This is a genomic window from Pseudoalteromonas sp. S3260, assembly GCF_005886925.1.
In the GTDB taxonomy this organism is placed as follows: domain Bacteria; phylum Pseudomonadota; class Gammaproteobacteria; order Enterobacterales; family Alteromonadaceae; genus Pseudoalteromonas; species Pseudoalteromonas tetraodonis.
This window is the reverse complement of sequence record NZ_PNCV01000116.1, coordinates 1-18,461: the sequence shown is the minus strand read 5'-3', so window position 1 is coordinate 18,461 and position 18,461 is coordinate 1. Positions and strand designations below refer to the sequence as shown.

Here is an 18,461-nt window from a genome sequence, read left to right as displayed (position 1 = left end):
AAGGTCAACAGACCCTAGTATGGTTTAAAAGTGTTCGTCTACTTAGTAGCAATAAATTGTACGATAAAGACAAGGAGTTTTTTGAGCATGTTAAGCGCTCTCATGGTTAGGCTTAGCATTTTTATATGCGCTTTTACTCTGCTATTTAGTAACGTTACTTTTGCGCAAGAGCATTGCCAGCTCAGTGTAAGAGCAACAAACACATCGGTGTCTTTGTCCAAAGAAGTTGTCTCAAATATTAAGCTTAAAAACGGTATCAATCATCTCGAATTAAGCTGTAACTTAAACCAAGGCGGGGTGTTTTCATTTACTCGTCCTGCACTTAAAGACTTTTCGTGGCAGCAAAATTCAGTATATAAAATACCTTTAAAAACCAATCAGATGGCAATTTTAATGGACCCAGGCGTTTTTACTGCCCAGCTTACGGTTACTACCTCAGCAGCTTATACCCCACGCTTTACTTGGTCAGATACACAGCCTTTTGTCGAAAAAATTCAACGCTACAACCTTATTTTTGGCATTTTTTATGGTCTTTGCGCCACGCTTATTTTTTATGCACTAATTATAGGGCACGGCATAAAAGACCCTCTTTTTAAACTGTATGGCATTTATATTTTTTGCATCGCTAGTTTTATATTCTTTCAAGAAGGACAGCCTTATTTATTTACACAGCAGTACTACTCTGTGTACGTAAGCCATCTTTACACGTTAAGTATTGGCTTAACTATAATCAGTGCTACATGGTTTATGAGCGCACTATTGGAGCTACCTAAATACTTTCCAAAGATAAGCAATACATTAAAAGTTGCCGCCTTATGCGTACTGACTTTGTGCTTACAAAAAATAGCCCTCGATCTGCCACTAATAACCAATATTACCTCTGCAGTAACCGGCTATTTATCATTATTTATTGTCATGACTATTTTTATCCTCAGCGCGATACAAACAAAGTACGGTGTTAATGAAGCAAACTTGGTATTTATAGCACTGGCAAGTGTGTTTATTAGTATGGTGTTTAGAGTACTACTAACCGATTACAGCCCGTTCATTCAACGCTATAGATTTGTTATTGCGTTTACAATTGAATCTTTATTACTAGCTATTGCCGTCGGCAGACGAATTCAAAGGTTAAGTTATGCAAAAAAACAAGCTGAACGACACGCTAACTTTGATCACTTATGCCATATATACAATCGTCGCGGTTGGAGCTTAAAAGCAAACGACTTACTAGCAGAGCACAAGCAACGAGGAGGCGTTTTATGTTTTTTATATATAGATTTAGACCGTTTTAAAGCAATTAATGATACTTATGGTCATGATGTGGGCGACAAAGTACTGTGCAAAGTTGCAGAGTCACTTAGTCAACATATGCGCACTGAAGATGCCGTTGGTCGCTTAGGAGGCGATGAATTTGTGGCCATGGCATTATTTAATAGCAACGAAAAAATTAACCAGCGAGTTAACACCCTAGAGCAACAATTAAACCAGTTAACTATAGAGCATCAGGGCCATACCATTTCCATTTACGCCAGTGTTGGGCAAACTAGCTATACTCAGCCACCTGATAACTTAGACACAGTTTTAAAAGCGGGTGATGAAGCGATGTATAAACAGAAATTACAAAGAAAGGCGAAGCAGGCTGAAAAAATGGTAGTCCCCGCTATTTAAAAACATAAAACATGAGCTAGTCAATAAGACTAGCTCAGCTACAGTCTAATCCTTTTTAAATAGTACCTCAGGATTAACCATGGTTTTCATTTCGAGCACGTTACCGTTAGGATCTTCAATAAAAAAGGTTTCTTGCTCAAACTCATCACCAACAAAACGACGGTAAGGCTGATCTAAATATTCAAGGCCGGCATCGGCAATGCGTTGCTTAAGTCCTTGAAACTCGTTCTCTGATAAATGTATACCAAAATGAGGGACAGCCACCGCGCCCATATCAACGTCGTGACGAACCGTAGGTAAACGCTCAACACTTTGATGCAGGGTTAATTCATTACCCCAAAAATCAATGTCTACCCATCGCCCCGCTTCACTATTGCCAGTTTTACAGCCAAGTACGTCACAGTAAAACGCTTTCGCTTTTTCAAGATCACCAGCAGGGATAGCCAGATGTAAACAGTTAGACATAAATTACCTTAGGTTATAACTTTTAATATATGAAATATGCTGCATTATACATAATTTGCAATTTATAGAACATTAATAGTGTTATTTTTAGTCATTCATTGCATATTACTAACCTTCAATAGTAATAATTCACCTTTTAGCTGCGGTGTATCGATTTTAGTCTTAAATCGCAGTTTTAACTATTAAAGCTAAAACTGATACATTATTATGTGCGCGCCATGACTAAATTCATACTTTTAAAATTCATCACCTTTTTTATCGGCTGCTTGTCGTGTTTTGTAATGCATAGCACATTCGCATTACCTATTGTTGTATCTGCCGGTTTAACAGGGCTTATCGGTTCATTTATTCCATTTCCTGCAGATTACAAAAACCACCCATACGCTGCTATTTATGCAGGCAGTTTTGCCGGTATGTGCTCCACTAATTTAATTAATGAATACTGGGAAATTGCGATTATTTCTGCCATTGGTGCTGTTTTATACACACTTACCATTAATGTATTTGCGGGGTTTGGCGGACGGTTAGGTAGCATTGCATTTGCTAGCGTCGCCTTATTTGTTTTAGCCAAGGAGTTAATAATATGACACTTATTTATCCGCTGCTTGCATTGTTAGGGGCGTTTTTAACCTTTTACTTGGCTAAACATAATCGCTTTGATGGGATCCGAGCCTCTGCAGCTCTATCCATTATTGCCTATTTAATATTTGCACAATCTAGTTTCAACGCTGAGCTATATAGCATCGTCTTTTTTGGCGGCACATTTATTGGCATGAGTGCCCCTCACCGCTTTGGTGTGTATACGCTTGCCAGTTCAGCAATTATATTTTCACTGTTTTTTGCCTATTTAGTGCCTATTCTTGATGGTTTTGGTGGTGCTTTGGGAATTAGTGCATTTTTATCCGTATGTATTTGCCACGTATTTATTTTACTTGGCGCACCGCGCAGTAAAAAAACTAAAATTTAAACGCTTTCTTGAATAAAAATTCAATAAAATCCTACATCTATTAAATTGTACGAAAATAAATCAAGTTTTTTTGATCAGCAATGCAAACAGCTTCGTAATATTCACAAAGCTGTAACACTGTAACATTCGATTAAAGGAACAATTATGAATAAAGTATTTAAGCTCGGTGCTCTCATACTTCCCTTGTTACTCATTCAAGGTTGTAGTAGCGATGACGATAACAACGCCCCAGTAACTGTAGATCCACAACCCGCTGTCTCAGTCTTTGATGCCGCACAGGACTCCGGAGATTTCACCACCCTTGTTGCAGCACTTGAAGCAACCGGTCTAGATGAAACCCTTGATGATTTAACTACTAGCTTTACTGTATTTGCCCCAACTGATGATGCATTTGCGTTACTAGGCGAAGAAACGATTAATAACTTATTAGCTGATACAGACACGCTTAGTTCAATTTTAACTTACCATGTGGTCTCTGGCACAGTGGATGCACAAACTGCTATTGGTTTAGCGGGTACTACCGTTGAGACTGTTAACGGACAAAGCATTGCTTTATCTTTAAGTGGTGAAAATTTATTAGTAAATACTAGTACAGTAACAATGACCGACATTGTGACTGACAACGGAATTATTCATGTTATAGATGCAGTGCTCACACCTAAAACAGTGTCAGAAACTGCGCCAACCAACAATATTATTGAAACAGCTCAGCAAGCTGGCGATTTTAGTACCTTGCTAGCAGCTCTTGATGTTGCAGGTTTAACCGCTGCGCTGTCTGATGAATCATCACAGTTTACAGTATTTGCACCGACTGATGCCGCGTTTGAAGCGGTAGGCAGTAAAATGATTAACACGCTGCTCGCCAACCCAGATGTATTGGGTGATATCTTAAAACAACATGTTTTATCAGGCTCTGTAGACTCTGTAACGGCTATGTCTTTAAATGGACAGTCAGCTGAAACCCTGCTTGGAAATACTCTCCCTATCGCGATAAATGCAGACACCAATATGTTAATGTTTGGCGGTGCGAACGTGGTGGTGACTGACATAGAAACCACCAACGGCGTTATTCATGTAATCGATTCTGTGATCGTTGGCGATGTCGCGCTACCAGAGAGCTTTGGCACCATAGCTGATGTTGCTACTGAAAATGGCAGTTTTACAACATTACTCGCTGCACTAGCAGCAACAGGTTTAGACACTGTTGTGAGCGACCCTACAAATACATTTACTGTATTCGCGCCTACTGATGCCGCGTTTAATGCTCTAGGCGAGGACACACTAAATGCGCTTTTAGCAGATACAGACACATTACGCGATATTTTACTTTATCACGTTGTTGCTGACGCAACTGTACTGTCAGATGCAGCGGTAACTATTGCTAATAGCGAAAACAACAAAGTAGAAATGGCAAATGGTGACATGGCTGCTTTATCGTACGTGAACAGCTCACTGTTTATTAACGATGCAGCAGTGAAAGCAGCGAATGTAACTGCTGATAACGGCGTAATTCATGTACTTAATAAAGTGATTATGCCGCCGATTGAAGTGGGTACTCCGACTAAAACGATTGCCACTGTAGCGACTGAAACACCCGCACTGTCTACTTTGGTCACTGCACTACAAGCAGCATCACTGGTAGATACTTTTAACGATACCACAAAATCATTTACAGTATTTGCACCGACGAATGCTGCATTTAATAAAATTCCTACCGCTGATTTAAACGCCTTATTAGCTGACACTACTGCACTAACTAGTGTACTAACTCAACATGTTTTAGGCGCTCAAGTAGGTAGTACAGATGCATTTGCAGCCAATGGAAAAATGGTCACTACCCTTGCCGAAAATATGTTGAGCGTAAACATTGTTGACTTTACCAGCACCGAAAATACAGCAACAGACAGCATTGCTTACGATACAACTAACAACCGTTTAGTAACAGGTATGGCCGATGCAATGCCAGGTAAAACAGTTTATGTGTTCGACAATGATTTAGGTGAGGCAATAAGCGTGTGTGAAGGTGGATGTGCAACAACATGGCCACCTGTTCTTGGTACTGCAGCGTCAATTGAAAATGTGCCAGGTTTATCGTTAATTGCTCGCTCAGATGACAGCATGCAAGTCGCTTATCTTGGTCGCCCTTTGTATACCTTCTCAGGTGATACGGCAGCAGGTCAGAATAATGGCCAAGCTGTGAACGATATTTGGTGGCAAGTAAGTTTACCGGCTACATCATTACAAGTAGCGGGTAGTAATGTAACAACTACTGATATTTACACCAGTAATGGCGTTGTTCACTTAATTGATACAGTGATCACAACAGCTAAATAAATTAAGTTTTACTGTGAGATAAGCCAGGAGTGATGCTATTTACTCCTGGCTTTTATATATAAAAATAGGCTTACTTATTACTACTTTGAGAGCTTGTTGGGTAACCAAATACTACTTTTAATTTAGCTTTTAACCCGTTTGCCCTATAGCTACTTTTAACGAGATGCTGCCACTGATGAAAGGTAATTTTAATCGCGTTATTACTGTTTAGTTGGCCAATAATTCCGTATTTACACGGCTTATTTTCATCCTCTTCTACATAAGTGCCAAATAATTTATCCCAGATAATTAAAACGCCAGCGAAGTTTTTATCTAAGTAGCCATTATTTATAGCGTGGTGCACCCGATGATGCGATGGGGTATTAAATACGCTTTCAAACCAACCCAACTTTTTTACCACTTGGGTGTGAACAAAAAATTGATACGCTAAATTAAGGGCAACTACGGCAAAAACAATCACAGGTTCAAAACCAAGTAATATCATCGGCATCCAAAACAGCCACATGCCCGCAAGCGGATACATTAAACTTTGTCTAAACGCAGTAGTAAAATTCATTCTCGTAGAGCTATGATGTACGACATGTGCTGCCCATAACCAATGTATATGGTGTGATGCACGATGAAACCAATAATATAAAAAGTCTTGCAGTACAAAGGCACTTAATACGGTCAGTACCGTCAATTCAATATCAAATAACCGAAACTGATACAGCCAGTAAAAAAACGGCATTAGCACTATTAACGCAATAGCATCAGCGCCTTGGTGTAATAAAGCAAGTAACGCGTTGGCTAAGCTGTCTTTTATATCGTAATAACGCCTAAATTTAATAAACTCAATAGCAACAAATAGCAAAAAAATAGGGCTCAGTGCGAGTAAAATAATTTCAATGCTCATACAACACGCTCCTGAAAATAATGAGCTATTTTTTTAAGTGCTTGGCTAATATCTTTTTTTATAAAAAAAGTCAGTATAAAATCGGGTAGCCATAAAGGTGCAATGCAACGAATATGGTAATTAACCTCAGTGAGTGATGGATCTTCGTTATTGGTATTTAAGTAAATATCACCACGATGCTGTGCAACGGGCTTGCTGCCTATAATACGGTAACTAATATGACTATTATCTGCGGCTATTATTTGCTCTTTAAAGGTAGTGCCTTGCATTTTTATTTCTCTAATCGTGCCTTTTCCGCCACTTATTTCACCCGGCTCTTGTGGTGTTAGTAGTTTAAAGTGAGCATTAAAAAACCGCCCTAAATCGGCATGCGCTAGTAATACGCTGCGTATTTGCTCAGGCGTTGCTGCCACAGTACGCTTAACCTTTATTTCCACCATGACCTTTGCCCTATTATTTTTATAGATCACTAGCATATAAAAATATGCCGTGGCAAACTTGCGATTAGATGACTATTTTTTAGCTTTAGGCGACAAATGAAAACCTTAGCCGATCATTACTTTTGTAGCTGTTTGGATTACCTTGAAGCCAAGGGCTTAGCTAGTCATGCGGTTTTAAACGCGATTGAATTTAATGAGTATACTAATAAGCAATTACAACAATTGGCGCCGCGGATCAGTTTAAAAAGCTATAATGCGTTGCTTAGCTATGCACAACAAGCGTTAAACGACCCCTTATTTGGCTTTGAATTAGGAAAACAAATACGCACCGCTGATTTTGGTGTATTAGGGTATTTAATTGAATCGAGTACTAATTTAGCCAGTGCAATTACTGCACTGCTCAATTACGACAGCCTAGTAGCTAACATTGGTCGCGCCCAGTTTGAGCAACAACAAACATTGTGTAAAGTAACTTGGTTAGCCGATCCGCAATGTAGTCCACAGGCTGTTTTACGAAATATGACCGCATGGGTCAGTGTGGTACGCCAGCTACTTAATCCACAACTTTCACCTAGCTGCGTGTATTTTTCAACACACTTTTCAATCACCGAGCAACAACGATTAACTGATTGGTTTAATTGCCCAGTAAAAGCTGGAGCTAGCTTTAATCAAATCGAGTTTCCAAGTAATTACTTAACTCTGCCTTTTAAAACCGATAACAGCCAAATCAACGCGATGCTCAAGCAAATGTCAGAGCAACAGCTATCCCAGTTTAAAAGTCAGCAATTATTAACAGAAAAAATTAATCATATTTTAATGGCTAAATACGATTTGCAGGACTGTTCACTGATCAGAACGGCTAGTGCTTTAAATATGACCCCGCGCACAGTGCAACGTCATCTAAAGCAAGAAAACACCAATTTTGCTGCTCTTCTTGAGCAAGAGCAAAAACGCCGTTTGTTAACTTACATTCCTCATTATCCGCTAAGCAGTATTGCAACTATGTTGGGGTTTAATGATCAAAGCTCTTTTAATCGCGCCTTTAAGCGCTGGTATCAATGCTCACCTCGTCAATTTATAAAAAACAATAATTAAACAATTTGATTACCTAAAACACACATTTACCGTGTACCTTTTTATTGATTTTATTTACACTAGCCTCATGTATTGCTTTAAAGACAATTATTTATGCGTTTGCGTATGATATTAACTGTTTTTGTAGTGGTTTTTTATAGTGCGGTCTGTCACGCAAACCCGGTCACCTTCATCGCTGAAGATTTGCCCCCTTATCATTTTAAAAACCCTCAAGGTGAAGCGCAGGGTGCCTTAGTTGATATCGCTAAAGCAGTATTAAAAGGCACGGCTTTAACAGCAACGTTTGAAATAATGCCGATGGCGCGTATGTTTCAACAACAAGCCAATCCTAATGCCATCATGCTGTCACTGTTAAAAACACCAAACAGAAACAGCCAGTTTAAGTGGCTGGGAAAAGTGTATTTTGCAGATGCATACCTAGTAAGTTTACGCAGTCATAACGATGAAGTGATTCACTTAAACTTTGCCAAAGAATACAAAGTAGCCACTATTCGCGGTTATTCTGCACAAGCTTATTTAGAAGCTCAAGGCTTTACTGAAAGTGAGAATCTAGTCTTAGTGAGTTACTACCAGCAGCTATGGAGAATGCTGTATAAAAATCGTATCGATTTTGTGGTAACTAACACCCTCACACTTGAAAACGAGCTAAAGCGTACAGGGCTCGACCCAAGCTTAATTACTAAGCGTATACATTTAGATGAACTACCTTCTTCTCTTCACTTTGCAGCAAGTAAGCAGCTTAACCCGCAAACAGCGAAAATTATTACTGATAGATTAAACGCGATAAAAGAAAGCGGTGAATACCAACAAATTTTAAATAAATGGCAACTCCCTATTCCAACGCGCCTTTAGTCTTGAGTGGGTAAAACGCCTTGTGTTAAGTAATTTTTTAATGAAGTAAATAAAGGTGAAGGTAAGTTATTAATATCGCACCAACGCCACTGTAAACATTTGTTAGGCTCTTTATTTACAGGCTCGCCACCTTCATACTTTGCCTGTACATATAAAGTAATATAATGCTTGTTCTCGGCGCTAAAAATATCGTTGGTAAAATCGAGTTTACGAATATTAGTAACAGTAAGCCCTGTCTCTTCTGCTACTTCGCGCACTGCACATTGCTCAACCGTTTCACCAAATTCTAAATGCCCCCCAGGGGTTGCCCAGGTATTTGCACCATGCGCTCCTATTCGCTCACCGAGTAAAATTTTATTATCATGCATTACTATCACTGCAACGCCTACTCTGACAACTTGACTCATTATTACCACATTAAATAGTTCATCATTTTTATATGTTACCTCATTTAAATCATCAAACTAGTTGTTAGTTCGTTATAAACCATAGCGTTAGCTAAAAACCACACAACCCGTTCATTATTCAACCGACCATAGTCGAATATCACTCCTGATAAAAAGCGCTTAGTTTTAAATAAAGTTATATTAAATTTTGCTCAGGAGCCTTTATGTCAGGTGAATACAAACAACATTACAACGAGTTTAAACAAAACCCGGCAGCGTTTTGGTTATCGCAAAGTAAACGCCTCCCTTGGTACCAGGCTCCCGAAACAGCTTACACACAAGATGAAAACGGTTTATATCACTGGTATGCCGATGGCCAACTTAATAGCTGCTTTTTAGCCGTAGATCAGCATGTTATTGCCGGCCATGGTGATGAAACAGCGTTAATTTATGACTCACCCGTAACCAATACCGCGCGCAGCTACAGCTACTTTGAACTACAACAAAAGGTCGCTAAATTCGCAGGAGTAATGCAGTCTTTAGGCGTAACAAAAGGCGACCGCGTAGTTATTTATATGCCCATGATCCCCGAGGCTGTAATTGGCATGTTAGCCTGCGCCCGCATCGGCGCTATTCATTCGGTCGTTTTTGGCGGGTTTGCAGCACATGAGCTTGCCGTAAGAATTGATGACGCCAAGCCTAAGTTAGTACTCAGTGCTTCTTGCGGTGTAGAAGTGAATACCGTAATTGAATACAAAGAGTTACTTGATAACGCCCTCGAATCAGCCTCGTATAAAGTAGAACATTGTATTATTTATCAGCGTGAGCAAGTAACTGCACCACTTATGCCTGAGCGTGATATTGACTGGGCTGTTGCAATGCAAACAGCTACTGGCGTTGATCCTGTTCCGGTAAGTGGCGATCACCCGCTTTATATTTTATACACGTCAGGCACAACGGGTACTCCCAAGGGGGTTGTTCGTGAAAATGGCGGCCATGCCGTGGCCATGCATTACAGCATGGAAACCGTATACGGAATGAAACCCGGTGACGTGTTTTGGACCGCTTCGGATATTGGTTGGGTTGTAGGCCATTCGTACATAGTGTATGCACCGCTTATGTACCGCTGCGCCACTATTTTATTTGAAGGTAAACCAGTTAGAACCCCAGATGCCAGTGCATTTTGGCGAGTGGTTGAACAGTATAAAGTAACGGCTTTATTTAGCGCACCAACGGCCTTTAGAGCGATAAAAAAAGAAGATCCCAATGCCGATGGGTTTAAACAATACGATACTTCAAGCCTGAAACGCTTTTTTTTAGCAGGCGAGCGCTTAGATCCTCCCACCTACGATTGGCTCAAAGAAAAAACAGGCCTACCTGTGCTTGATCATTGGTGGCAAACAGAAACTGGTTGGGCGATAGCCTGTAATCCTGTCGGCATTGAGCACCTACCTACAAAAGCAGGCAGTTCAACGGTTGCGACTCCTGGGTTTGACGTACGTATTTTAGATATGAATGGTGACGAATGCGCCCCCAATGAACAAGGTGCAGTCGTTATTAAACTGCCCTTACCGCCAGGATGTTTACCCACTATTTGGCAAAATACCGAGCGCTTTAAAGCCGGTTATTTAAGTGAATATGAAGGCTATTACCTTTCTGGCGACGGCGGTTATATTGATGATGAAGGCTACCTATTTATTATGGGCCGCACCGATGATGTTATTAATGTAGCGGGACATCGTTTATCAACCGGTGAAATGGAAGAAATTGTAGCCGCTCATCCCGCGGTTGCTGAATGTGCCGTATTTGGTGTTAATGATGCGCTCAAGGGTCAAAACCCCATGGCCATGGTGGTATTAAAAAATGATTTTCATGGCTCGCATAAAGAAGTAGAGCAGCAATTGGTGCAAACCGTGCGTAATCAAATCGGCGCTATTGCGTGTCTTAAAAACATTATGTGTGTAGAGCGCTTACCAAAAACACGCTCAGGTAAAATTTTACGCAAAAACTTACGTCAACTTATTGATGGTGAAGAACTACAAATTCCATCAACCATTGACGATCCGAGTATTTTTGAGGAGTTAACTCTGCAACTTGCTGAAAATAAAATATAAATATTATTTTTAAAACGTCTATTTAAGCGCGGCTTAAATAGACTTTTCTCGCCCCATCTGCTTAACTAGATTTCATTAAATAGATGAAACTCACGCAAATAAATCTCTTGGGAATATAAATGACTGAAATACGATCGCAGCTGCGAGAATTTTTACTACAATGGTTTAGTCTTTATTTTCCTGGGAGTGCGCATTTATGGTACAACATATTAGTACTGTGCTGGGTTGGCTTATTTGCGCTCATATTGCACCTCATCTTAAGGTCAGTTTCAAAACGACTACTTAAAGGCCGCTTTAGTGATAAAGTTGTTCAAACCGATACCCACACGCCTGCCGACTTAGCGCTTAAATTAACACGTAATATTTCCTTTGTTTTACAAGGTGCAGTGGTTGTTATACAAGCAAGGCTCTGGGTTCCAGAAGGAACGGCTTTTTTACATATCATTGAGATGTTTACTGATCAGTGGATCATTTTATTTGCACTGCTCTCGCTGTTCTCTTTGCTCAATATTTTTCAAGCAATATCTGACAGGCAACCCATTGCAGCTCACTTTCCATTACGTGGTTTTTTACAAACAATTAAACTGATCGCCAGCGTATTAGCCGGTATTTTAGCGATTTCATTATTAATGAATAAATCCCCGTTAATATTACTCAGTGGTTTAGGTGCGCTATCGGCTGTACTGCTACTGGTGTTTAAAGACGCTATTTTAGGGCTGGTGGCCGGTATTCAGCTTTCAGCAAACAATATGCTTGCGGTTGGTGATTGGTTAGAAATGCCCAAATACGGCGCAGATGGCGATGTGATTGATATAGCCTTGACCACAGTTAAAGTAAGAAATTGGGATAAAACCATTACCACTATCCCAACCTATGCGCTAATTTCTGACTCATTTAAAAATTGGCGCGGTATGTCAGAATCCGGTGGACGGCGCATAAAACGGAGTATCCATATAGAAATGAGCAGTGTGCGCTTTTTAGATGAGCAAGAGATCACCGCGCTGAAAAAAGCAGATTTATTAAGTCACTACCTCGAAATTACCCTACCGGCTATTAACGAGCAAAATACCACGAAAAAAATAGATATGAGCTGTACGTTAAATGGTCGTCGGCTCACTAATGTTGGCACATTTCGTCATTATTTAGTCGCGTTATTAAAACATCACCCACATATTCATCAGGGAATGACACTGATGGTAAGGCAGCTAGAGCCAACTAAAAATGGCTTACCCATTGAAATTTATGCATTTACCAATACAACTAATTGGGGTGAGTATGAAAATATTCAGTCAGATATATTTGACCATATATTAGCGATATTACCCGCCTTTTCGTTGCGTGCCCATGAGGCACCAACAGGGAACGATATTCGTCAACTAATTAAATAGTCACTAAATCCGTTTTAATTGCGCTATTAACCACTGGTGAATATCGCTGTTATTTGAACGTGGATGCCACGCTGCAATCACCTTAAATGGCGGTGGTAATAATTCAACTTCAAGCTGTTTCACTTTGGCGTTTGGCAGTAAACGCGATGGGTAAAAAGCAATTAGGTCAGTACTGCAAAGCAAATCGGGGACAAATGAAAAGCCAGGCACTGACATAACTATATTGCGCGCATAGCCCTTATCAGCAAACCACTGGTCGTGAGAGCCTCTTAAGTTAGCACGTGACGCTGAAATCACTAATTGAGGGTGTGCCGCCACTTCAGCAAGGCTCAACGTCGATGAAGAAAACACTGTGTCTTTGCCCGCAATACAAATATGTTGTTCTTCAAATAATGTGTCATAGATTAAGTTTGTTGGGATAAATTCAGGAAAACTAATTAATAAATCCAGCTCTCCTGCACTTATTAATTGATTAACATTATCAGAGGCAAAGTCACGAATAATCAGCTTTAATCCTGGCGCTTCTCGTCTTGTTATTTCTAATAATTGTGGCAAAAGAGCTGCTATAGCGTAATCAGTCGCACTTATTGTAAATACGCCCTTGTAACTACTTGGGGTAAATTGTTTAGGTATTAATAACGCTTCTACCTGAGTTAATATTTGATTAATGGGCTTCTCTAGTGCGATAGCCTTAGGTGTTGCAACCATTGTATTGCCTTGGCGAATAAAAAGCCGATCGTCAAATAAGTCACGCAATTTTCGCAGCTGCTCGCTAATAGCCTGCTGGGTTAAGCCCATTTTTCGCGCCACATCCGACACATTTTTTAGTTTAAGTAATGCACTCAATATTCGTAATTGTTTCATATCAAGCCGAGATATACCATTCATAATTGTATCTTAAACAAAAAAGCATTGTTTCAAATTGTACCTTTTAATCCCTATGATCACCAGCATTGTAATTGGCGCTAAACAGCATTATTAATTTAAAAGGTATTAAAATGAGTCAACCAAGTAAAAATATCGACAGTCTATTTTCATCAATCAATTTAGGCCCATACACGCTTAAAAACCGTATTGTAATGCCGCCACTTACACGCTCACGCAGCACAGTTCCTGGCAATATCCCCAACGAGGTGATGGCCACATATTATGCACAGCGTGCTAGTGCTGGTTTTATGGTTACCGAAGGCACTCAAATTGAACCAAGAGGACAAGGGTATGCCTGGACACCGGGCATTCATTCTAATCAACAAATAGCTGGTTGGAAAAAAGTAACTGATGCAGTACATGCAGAAGGTGGAATTATTTTTGCCCAGCTTTGGCACGTTGGCCGCGTTTCACATACTAGCTTACAGCCTAATGAAGCCAAACCTATTGCCCCCTCAGCTCTAACAGCTGATAGCGTTAAAGTCTTTATTGAAACAGGACCAGCTCAAGGCGCTTTAGCCAACCCAAGTGAACCACAAGCTTTAACAACCGATGAAGTAAAAGAGCTTGTTGGCATGTATGCACAAGCTGCCCGTAATGCGCTAGAAGCGGGGTTTGATGGCGTAGAACTGCATTGTGCTAATGGGTATTTAGTAAATCAGTTTATTTCTGAGCACACCAATAAACGAGATGATGAATACGGCGGCTCTCTTACTAATCGCCTGCGCTTTTTAAAAGAAATTGTCGCGGCAGTAAGTGACGTAGTAGGCCCTGAGCGCTTAGGGGTTAGATTTGCGCCCTTATTTAGCAGTACTGATGAAACCCGTGTTTATTTAGGATTAGTAGAATCAAACCCGCATCATACCTACATTGAAGCAATTAAAGCACTTGAACAAGCTGGTATTGCCTACCTTTCAATTGCAGAAGCTGATTGGGACAATGCCCCTGATTTACCAGAGCAATTTTATCAAGCAGCTAGAGCTGAATTTTCTGGGCGTATTATTTACGCTGGTAAGTACACTGTTGAAAAAGCGGTGGCGATGTTAGCTAAAGGCTACGGTGATTTATTTGCTTTTGGTCGCCCTTTTATTGCAAACCCTGATTTACCAGCGCGCATAAAAAATCAATGGCCATTAAATGAAGCCGATGCAGCCACTATGTATGGCGGGACTGAGCAAGGTTACAGTGACTACCCTTACTACAAAAACGATTAATTAATAGGCCATGGATGGCCTTATTCAATGTTAAAACGCTTTTTACATCGTCTCCCAGCTTGTTGAATTTAATCTGCTCACTATTTTTACATTTACTAAAATGTCATACATTTGGTTAAAAAATGTCGATAAAAAGCATTAAAATTAGTTTTAAAGTATTGTTTTTAAATAATTAACAAGCATTAAAGTAGTAATATTTTTATATATCAATACAATAAGCTTTTATTTTTTTAGGCATCGGTCTTTGGAGCATGGGTTGTTAAAATTAGCAGGAGTTAAATCAACTTCTTTGAGTCTTTTAGCCGTGTGTGGATTATTTTTGTTATTAACTCAATTTCAAACCCAATGGCAAAGTAAGCTCTCTCTTATTAATAATCTTGTTTATCCATTACTGATTATTACCGCTATATTTGCCACTCAGTTTAATCGAAGTCGAGTTGCTATTTTGTGCGCGTTTTGGTTACTTTATTTATGTTCACTTGAGTATGCTTTGCCCTGGTCAAGTTGGCTTAAAGCGCAATCTGATTGGGTTTTATTATGCGCTGCAAGTTTATTAATGTTGTTAGCCGTGATTAAAGATCGCGCACTTTTATCAATACACACTGCGACCCGAACCCTATTAATTATTCTATGTGGCGGCGCAGCGTTTGCGTGGCTGGCACTGAGTCTGCATTTACAAGGGCTATCATTACAACCTTCTGTTTATACTCAACTGCTTCCTTATTTACCCATAGCTTTACCACTGTCGCTCATTGGCAGCTTACTCATTTGGCAAAGCGTAAGAACACATAACCTGACGCAAACGGCGTTACTCATCACTTTTATTGTGTGGTGCCTTAACCAACAACATGTTATTGATTTTCCTTGGTCTGTCATTGCTGTACTTATGGCTTCTCTGTCTTTATTAGCGGTGAGTACCGACTCTTATTATTTAGCTTACAGAGACGATTTAACGAGCTTACCAACGCGCCGCGCACTTAATCAGCTTGCTCTATCATTAGGGCGAAAATACACTGTTGCTATGCTCGATATTGACCACTTTAAAAAATTCAACGACACCTATGGCCATGATATTGGCGACCAAGTACTTAAGCTAGTGGCAGCAAAAATGAGTGGCGTTAAAGGGGGTGGCAAGATTTACCGCTATGGCGGAGAGGAATTTACCGTTGTATTTCCAAGAAAAACAGCTGAGCAGTCAATTCCTGAACTCGAAACACTGCGTCAAAATATTGCAACTTACGACATGGTGATCAGAAACCCAAAACGCACAGATAAAAAATCTCGCAAAGGTAAACAGCCAAGCGACAATAAAACGGTTAACGTGACTGTTTCTATTGGCGTAGCACAAAGAACAGCAAAACAAAGCTTTGACGAGGCTTTAAAAAATGCTGATTTAGCGCTTTATAGAGCTAAAAAGAAAGGCAGAAACAACGTAAGCGAATAATGATTTTGTAACGTGGCACGCTAACGTTTAGTTATAGCATGCCCAAAGGCAACTAACTATCTGCAACCTATTGCTTTTCAATCACCGCTTTTAAATTATTTAACGCGGAGACCGAAAAGCCACGGTCGTAAAAGTAAATAATTTTGCCACTCTCATCAAGCAGTATTACGCGGCTGTTATTCGGGTTTTCGTTACCAGTAAATGCCTGAACCTTATCGCCATCTTTGTAAATTGTGATCACCCCACCCCACAACTCTTTTGGGATCCCTTTGCGCATACCGCTATCAATTAAGGTACTAAACATGCGAGGAACCATACCCTGAATAGTGGGCAACTCATAAGCGGTCACATTCACTGCGCTCATATCTAAACCAATAAGCCAACGATCAATATCAAACTGGCTATCTTGTTTATAACCAATTAACAGCAACGTATTGGGGTTGTTAAAGTCCTCAGGAATGGTGAATGACTTTTGCTCTAAGCTTTCTCCCGTCACAGTAGGAAATTGCTTACCAAGTAGTGCTTGGTTTGGGTATTGGGTTGAACACCCACTAACCACTAAAACCATCACCAGTGCCATTATTGCCTTTAACATACCTCTACTCCCTCTTTTAAATAAAAACTAAAGTGAACAAATTAATTTATTACTACGTATTAGGGTTACGATTTTATTTGTAGTTAAGATCTTACTTTCATCTAGTAAACGCCATAAATTAAAGAAAATACAATCATATGGGCTAATTTTTTCAACAATGCGCTCATTCGTTATACTTTAATATTATTACTATATTCATTTTAATTCTATACCATAGCGAAAGCGTATTTTGTTAACGTCTTACAAAGCGTTAAAGTGCCGCGCTAATTCACAGCTATAAAAGAGGGTACTATGTCGCTTGCTGTATTATTAATGTTGGCATTATTTGTCGGTTTGCTGTTCGCGATTTATCTTTTTTCGCAAAAAAGCAGCTCTTTATCTCGTACCGTTTTATTTGGCTTAGTGCTTGGTAGCACCTTTGGCTTAGCCCTACAGTTTTTATTTGCCCACTCTCCAGAGACGATTAAAGAAATACTCAGCTGGGTAAGCGTGGTGGGTAAAGGCTATGTCGGTTTATTAAAAATGATCATCATGCCATTGGTATTAATTTTTATGATTGCCGCAGTGGTAAAGCTCGAAAACCAAGGCTCTTTAGGTAAAATATCATTTATTAGTATTTCTGTTTTACTCTTTACCACAGCAATTGCCGCTTTGGTGGGTATTGCTGTCACCTATGGGTTTGACTTGAGCATTGAAGGGTTGGTTTCAGGTACTCGAGAAGCCGCTCGAATGGACACCCTACAAAGCAAAGCTGCGAATGTGGCCGACTTAAGCGTGCCGCAAATGCTACTGAGCTTTATTCCTGAAAACCCCTTTGCGGATTTAAGTAATCAACGTTCAACCTCTATTATTGCCACGGTTATTTTTGGTGTCCTTGTTGGTATAGCTGCACGTAAAGTAATGCTGGAAAAAACAGAACTTGCCAGCCCAATTCGTAACGGTGTAAACGCCCTACAAGCTACGGTAATGAGCTTAGTTCGCATGGTGATTGCACTCACTCCTTATGGTGTTGCGGGCCTAATGGCAAGCGTCGTGGCAAACTCTAGCAGTAACGATATTTTAAATTTACTTGCCTTTATTGTTGCCTCGTATGTAGCTATTTTATTGATGTTTGTTGTGCATGGCTTATTGCTTAGCTTTGTGGGTGTAAATCCAAAGCATTATTTTGAAAAAATCTGGCCAGTACTGACCTTTGCATTTAGCTCACGTAGCTCAGCGGCCTCCATTCCTATGAATGTCGATGTGCAAATTAACCAGTTAAAAGTACCACCGGCAATTGCGAACTTATCGGCTTCTTTTGGTGCCACTATTGGTCAAAACGGATGTGCTGGTATTTATCCTGCTATGCTTGCGATGATGGTTGCGCCAAGTGTGGGGATAGACCCACTTACATTTGAGTTTATTTTACCGCTAATTGGTATTGTGGTTATTAGCTCGTTTGGTATTGCAGGTGTTGGTGGTGGTGCTACCTTCGCAGCGTTGGTTGTATTGCCTACCATGGGATTACCTATAGAGGTTGTGGCTTTACTTATTTCTATTGAACCATTAATAGATATGGCGCGCACAGCACTCAACGTATCGGGCTCTATGACCTCAGGTGTGATCACCAGTAAATTAATGAAAACTCAATAGCACTCACTTTAATCTAATAGCCCAGCCTTGTATCTCTCTGTAATA

The 18,461-nt window shown here is 40.0% G+C and carries 17 protein-coding genes; 11 read left to right on the top strand and 6 right to left on the bottom strand.

Annotated features, from left to right (window positions below; all coding sequences use genetic code 11):
- Window positions 1-87 precede the first annotated feature (87 nt).
- A complete protein-coding gene (locus tag CWC14_RS15830) occupies window positions 88-1,668 on the top strand; it encodes a sensor domain-containing diguanylate cyclase (RefSeq protein WP_138563836.1) in 1,581 nt (526 codons plus the stop codon).
- 45 nt (window positions 1,669-1,713) lie between these two features.
- On the opposite strand, the gene CWC14_RS15825 is transcribed toward CWC14_RS15830, so the two are convergent.
- Complete coding sequence (locus CWC14_RS15825) at window positions 1,714-2,133, bottom strand: VOC family protein (RefSeq protein ID WP_008464842.1); 420 nt, start codon at window positions 2,131-2,133, stop codon at window positions 1,714-1,716.
- A 218-nt stretch (window positions 2,134-2,351) separates the two neighbouring features.
- Between CWC14_RS15825 and CWC14_RS15820 the strand changes: the two genes are divergently transcribed.
- From CWC14_RS15820 to CWC14_RS15810, 3 genes are all read left to right on the top strand, one after another.
- Window positions 2,352-2,720, top strand: coding sequence for a hypothetical protein (locus CWC14_RS15820; RefSeq protein ID WP_171036863.1), 369 nt, complete (start codon window positions 2,352-2,354; stop codon window positions 2,718-2,720).
- A complete protein-coding gene (locus CWC14_RS15815; RefSeq protein WP_008464840.1) occupies window positions 2,717-3,100 on the top strand; it encodes a hypothetical protein in 384 nt (127 codons plus the stop codon). The genes CWC14_RS15820 and CWC14_RS15815 overlap by 4 nt, the downstream gene beginning before the upstream one ends.
- Before the next feature lie 144 nt (window positions 3,101-3,244).
- Window positions 3,245-5,434 (top strand): fasciclin domain-containing protein, encoded by a 2,190-nt coding sequence (locus CWC14_RS15810; protein ID WP_008464838.1) that lies wholly within the window; start codon window positions 3,245-3,247, stop codon window positions 5,432-5,434.
- 70 nt (window positions 5,435-5,504) lie between these two features.
- Here the strand turns inward: CWC14_RS15810 and CWC14_RS15805 are convergent, their stop codons facing one another.
- Entirely contained in the window at window positions 5,505-6,329 is an 825-nt protein-coding gene (locus tag CWC14_RS15805; RefSeq protein ID WP_008464836.1) for a sterol desaturase family protein, read from the bottom strand.
- Window positions 6,326-6,769: an SRPBCC family protein gene (locus tag CWC14_RS15800; protein ID WP_036932881.1), complete on the bottom strand. Its 444-nt coding sequence runs from the start codon at window positions 6,767-6,769 to the stop codon at window positions 6,326-6,328. The genes CWC14_RS15805 and CWC14_RS15800 overlap by 4 nt, the downstream gene beginning before the upstream one ends.
- Before the next feature lie 96 nt (window positions 6,770-6,865).
- On the opposite strand from CWC14_RS15800, the gene CWC14_RS15795 reads away from it, so the two are divergent.
- Together CWC14_RS15795 and CWC14_RS15790 are read left to right on the top strand one after the other, a co-directional pair.
- Entirely contained in the window at window positions 6,866-7,864 is a 999-nt protein-coding gene (locus CWC14_RS15795) for an AraC family transcriptional regulator (protein WP_138563834.1), read from the top strand.
- Window positions 7,865-7,957: 93 nt separating this feature from the next.
- On the top strand, window positions 7,958-8,716 hold the full coding sequence (locus CWC14_RS15790) for a substrate-binding periplasmic protein (RefSeq protein WP_138563832.1): 759 nt from the start codon (window positions 7,958-7,960) through the stop codon (window positions 8,714-8,716).
- Here CWC14_RS15790 and CWC14_RS15785 read toward each other — a convergent pair.
- Entirely contained in the window at window positions 8,713-9,123 is a 411-nt protein-coding gene (locus CWC14_RS15785) for a nucleotide triphosphate diphosphatase NUDT15 (protein ID WP_036956608.1), read from the bottom strand. The two genes, CWC14_RS15790 and CWC14_RS15785, sit on opposite strands and share 4 nt — an antisense overlap.
- Window positions 9,124-9,326: 203 nt before the next feature.
- Between CWC14_RS15785 and CWC14_RS15780 the strand changes: the two genes are divergently transcribed.
- Together CWC14_RS15780 and CWC14_RS15775 are read left to right on the top strand one after the other, a co-directional pair.
- Window positions 9,327-11,216 carry a propionyl-CoA synthetase gene (locus CWC14_RS15780; RefSeq protein ID WP_138563830.1) on the top strand — a complete coding sequence of 630 codons (1,890 nt, stop codon included), beginning with the start codon at window positions 9,327-9,329 and terminating at the stop codon, window positions 11,214-11,216.
- 119 nt (window positions 11,217-11,335) lie between these two features.
- A complete protein-coding gene (locus CWC14_RS15775) occupies window positions 11,336-12,604 on the top strand; it encodes a mechanosensitive ion channel family protein (RefSeq protein WP_138563828.1) in 1,269 nt (422 codons plus the stop codon).
- 3 nt (window positions 12,605-12,607) lie between these two features.
- On the opposite strand, the gene CWC14_RS15770 is transcribed toward CWC14_RS15775, so the two are convergent.
- Complete coding sequence (locus CWC14_RS15770; protein WP_138563826.1) at window positions 12,608-13,492, bottom strand: LysR family transcriptional regulator; 885 nt, start codon at window positions 13,490-13,492, stop codon at window positions 12,608-12,610.
- Between the two features lie 110 nt (window positions 13,493-13,602).
- Here CWC14_RS15770 and CWC14_RS15765 point away from each other — a divergent pair, with 110 nt between their 5' ends.
- Window positions 13,603-14,745 carry an alkene reductase gene (locus CWC14_RS15765; RefSeq protein WP_171036862.1) on the top strand — a complete coding sequence of 381 codons (1,143 nt, stop codon included), beginning with the start codon at window positions 13,603-13,605 and terminating at the stop codon, window positions 14,743-14,745.
- 256 nt (window positions 14,746-15,001) lie between these two features.
- Window positions 15,002-16,189, top strand: a complete 1,188-nt coding sequence (locus tag CWC14_RS15760; protein ID WP_249928761.1) for a GGDEF domain-containing protein — start codon at window positions 15,002-15,004, stop codon at window positions 16,187-16,189.
- A 67-nt stretch (window positions 16,190-16,256) separates the two neighbouring features.
- Here CWC14_RS15760 and CWC14_RS15755 read toward each other — a convergent pair whose 3' ends face one another.
- On the bottom strand, window positions 16,257-16,784 hold the full coding sequence (locus CWC14_RS15755; RefSeq protein ID WP_008111407.1) for a hypothetical protein: 528 nt from the start codon (window positions 16,782-16,784) through the stop codon (window positions 16,257-16,259).
- 291 nt (window positions 16,785-17,075) lie between these two features.
- Between CWC14_RS15755 and CWC14_RS15750 the strand changes: the two genes are divergently transcribed.
- Entirely contained in the window at window positions 17,076-18,416 is a 1,341-nt protein-coding gene (locus tag CWC14_RS15750) for an L-cystine transporter (protein ID WP_138563820.1), read from the top strand.
- The last annotated feature ends 45 nt before the right edge of the window (window positions 18,417-18,461 follow it).

Bases quoted from the DNA above. Each gene is read 5' to 3' on its own strand.
- CWC14_RS15830 (WP_138563836.1), top strand. From the start codon at position 88: ATGTTAAGCGCTCTCATGGTTAGGCTTAGCATTTTTATATGCGCTTTT.
- CWC14_RS15825 (WP_008464842.1), bottom strand. From the start codon at position 2,133: ATGTCTAACTGTTTACATCTGGCTATCCCTGCTGGTGATCTTGAAAAA.
- CWC14_RS15820 (WP_171036863.1), top strand. From the start codon at position 2,352: ATGACTAAATTCATACTTTTAAAATTCATCACCTTTTTTATCGGCTGC.
- CWC14_RS15815 (WP_008464840.1), top strand. From the start codon at position 2,717: ATGACACTTATTTATCCGCTGCTTGCATTGTTAGGGGCGTTTTTAACC.
- CWC14_RS15810 (WP_008464838.1), top strand. From the start codon at position 3,245: ATGAATAAAGTATTTAAGCTCGGTGCTCTCATACTTCCCTTGTTACTC.
- CWC14_RS15805 (WP_008464836.1), bottom strand. From the start codon at position 6,329: ATGAGCATTGAAATTATTTTACTCGCACTGAGCCCTATTTTTTTGCTA.
- CWC14_RS15800 (WP_036932881.1), bottom strand. From the start codon at position 6,769: ATGGTGGAAATAAAGGTTAAGCGTACTGTGGCAGCAACGCCTGAGCAA.
- CWC14_RS15795 (WP_138563834.1), top strand. From the start codon at position 6,866: ATGAAAACCTTAGCCGATCATTACTTTTGTAGCTGTTTGGATTACCTT.
- CWC14_RS15790 (WP_138563832.1), top strand. From the start codon at position 7,958: ATGCGTTTGCGTATGATATTAACTGTTTTTGTAGTGGTTTTTTATAGT.
- CWC14_RS15785 (WP_036956608.1), bottom strand. From the start codon at position 9,123: ATGAGTCAAGTTGTCAGAGTAGGCGTTGCAGTGATAGTAATGCATGAT.
- CWC14_RS15780 (WP_138563830.1), top strand. From the start codon at position 9,327: ATGTCAGGTGAATACAAACAACATTACAACGAGTTTAAACAAAACCCG.
- CWC14_RS15775 (WP_138563828.1), top strand. From the start codon at position 11,336: ATGACTGAAATACGATCGCAGCTGCGAGAATTTTTACTACAATGGTTT.
- CWC14_RS15770 (WP_138563826.1), bottom strand. From the start codon at position 13,492: ATGAATGGTATATCTCGGCTTGATATGAAACAATTACGAATATTGAGT.
- CWC14_RS15765 (WP_171036862.1), top strand. From the start codon at position 13,603: ATGAGTCAACCAAGTAAAAATATCGACAGTCTATTTTCATCAATCAAT.
- CWC14_RS15755 (WP_008111407.1), bottom strand. From the start codon at position 16,784: ATGTTAAAGGCAATAATGGCACTGGTGATGGTTTTAGTGGTTAGTGGG.
- CWC14_RS15750 (WP_138563820.1), top strand. From the start codon at position 17,076: ATGTCGCTTGCTGTATTATTAATGTTGGCATTATTTGTCGGTTTGCTG.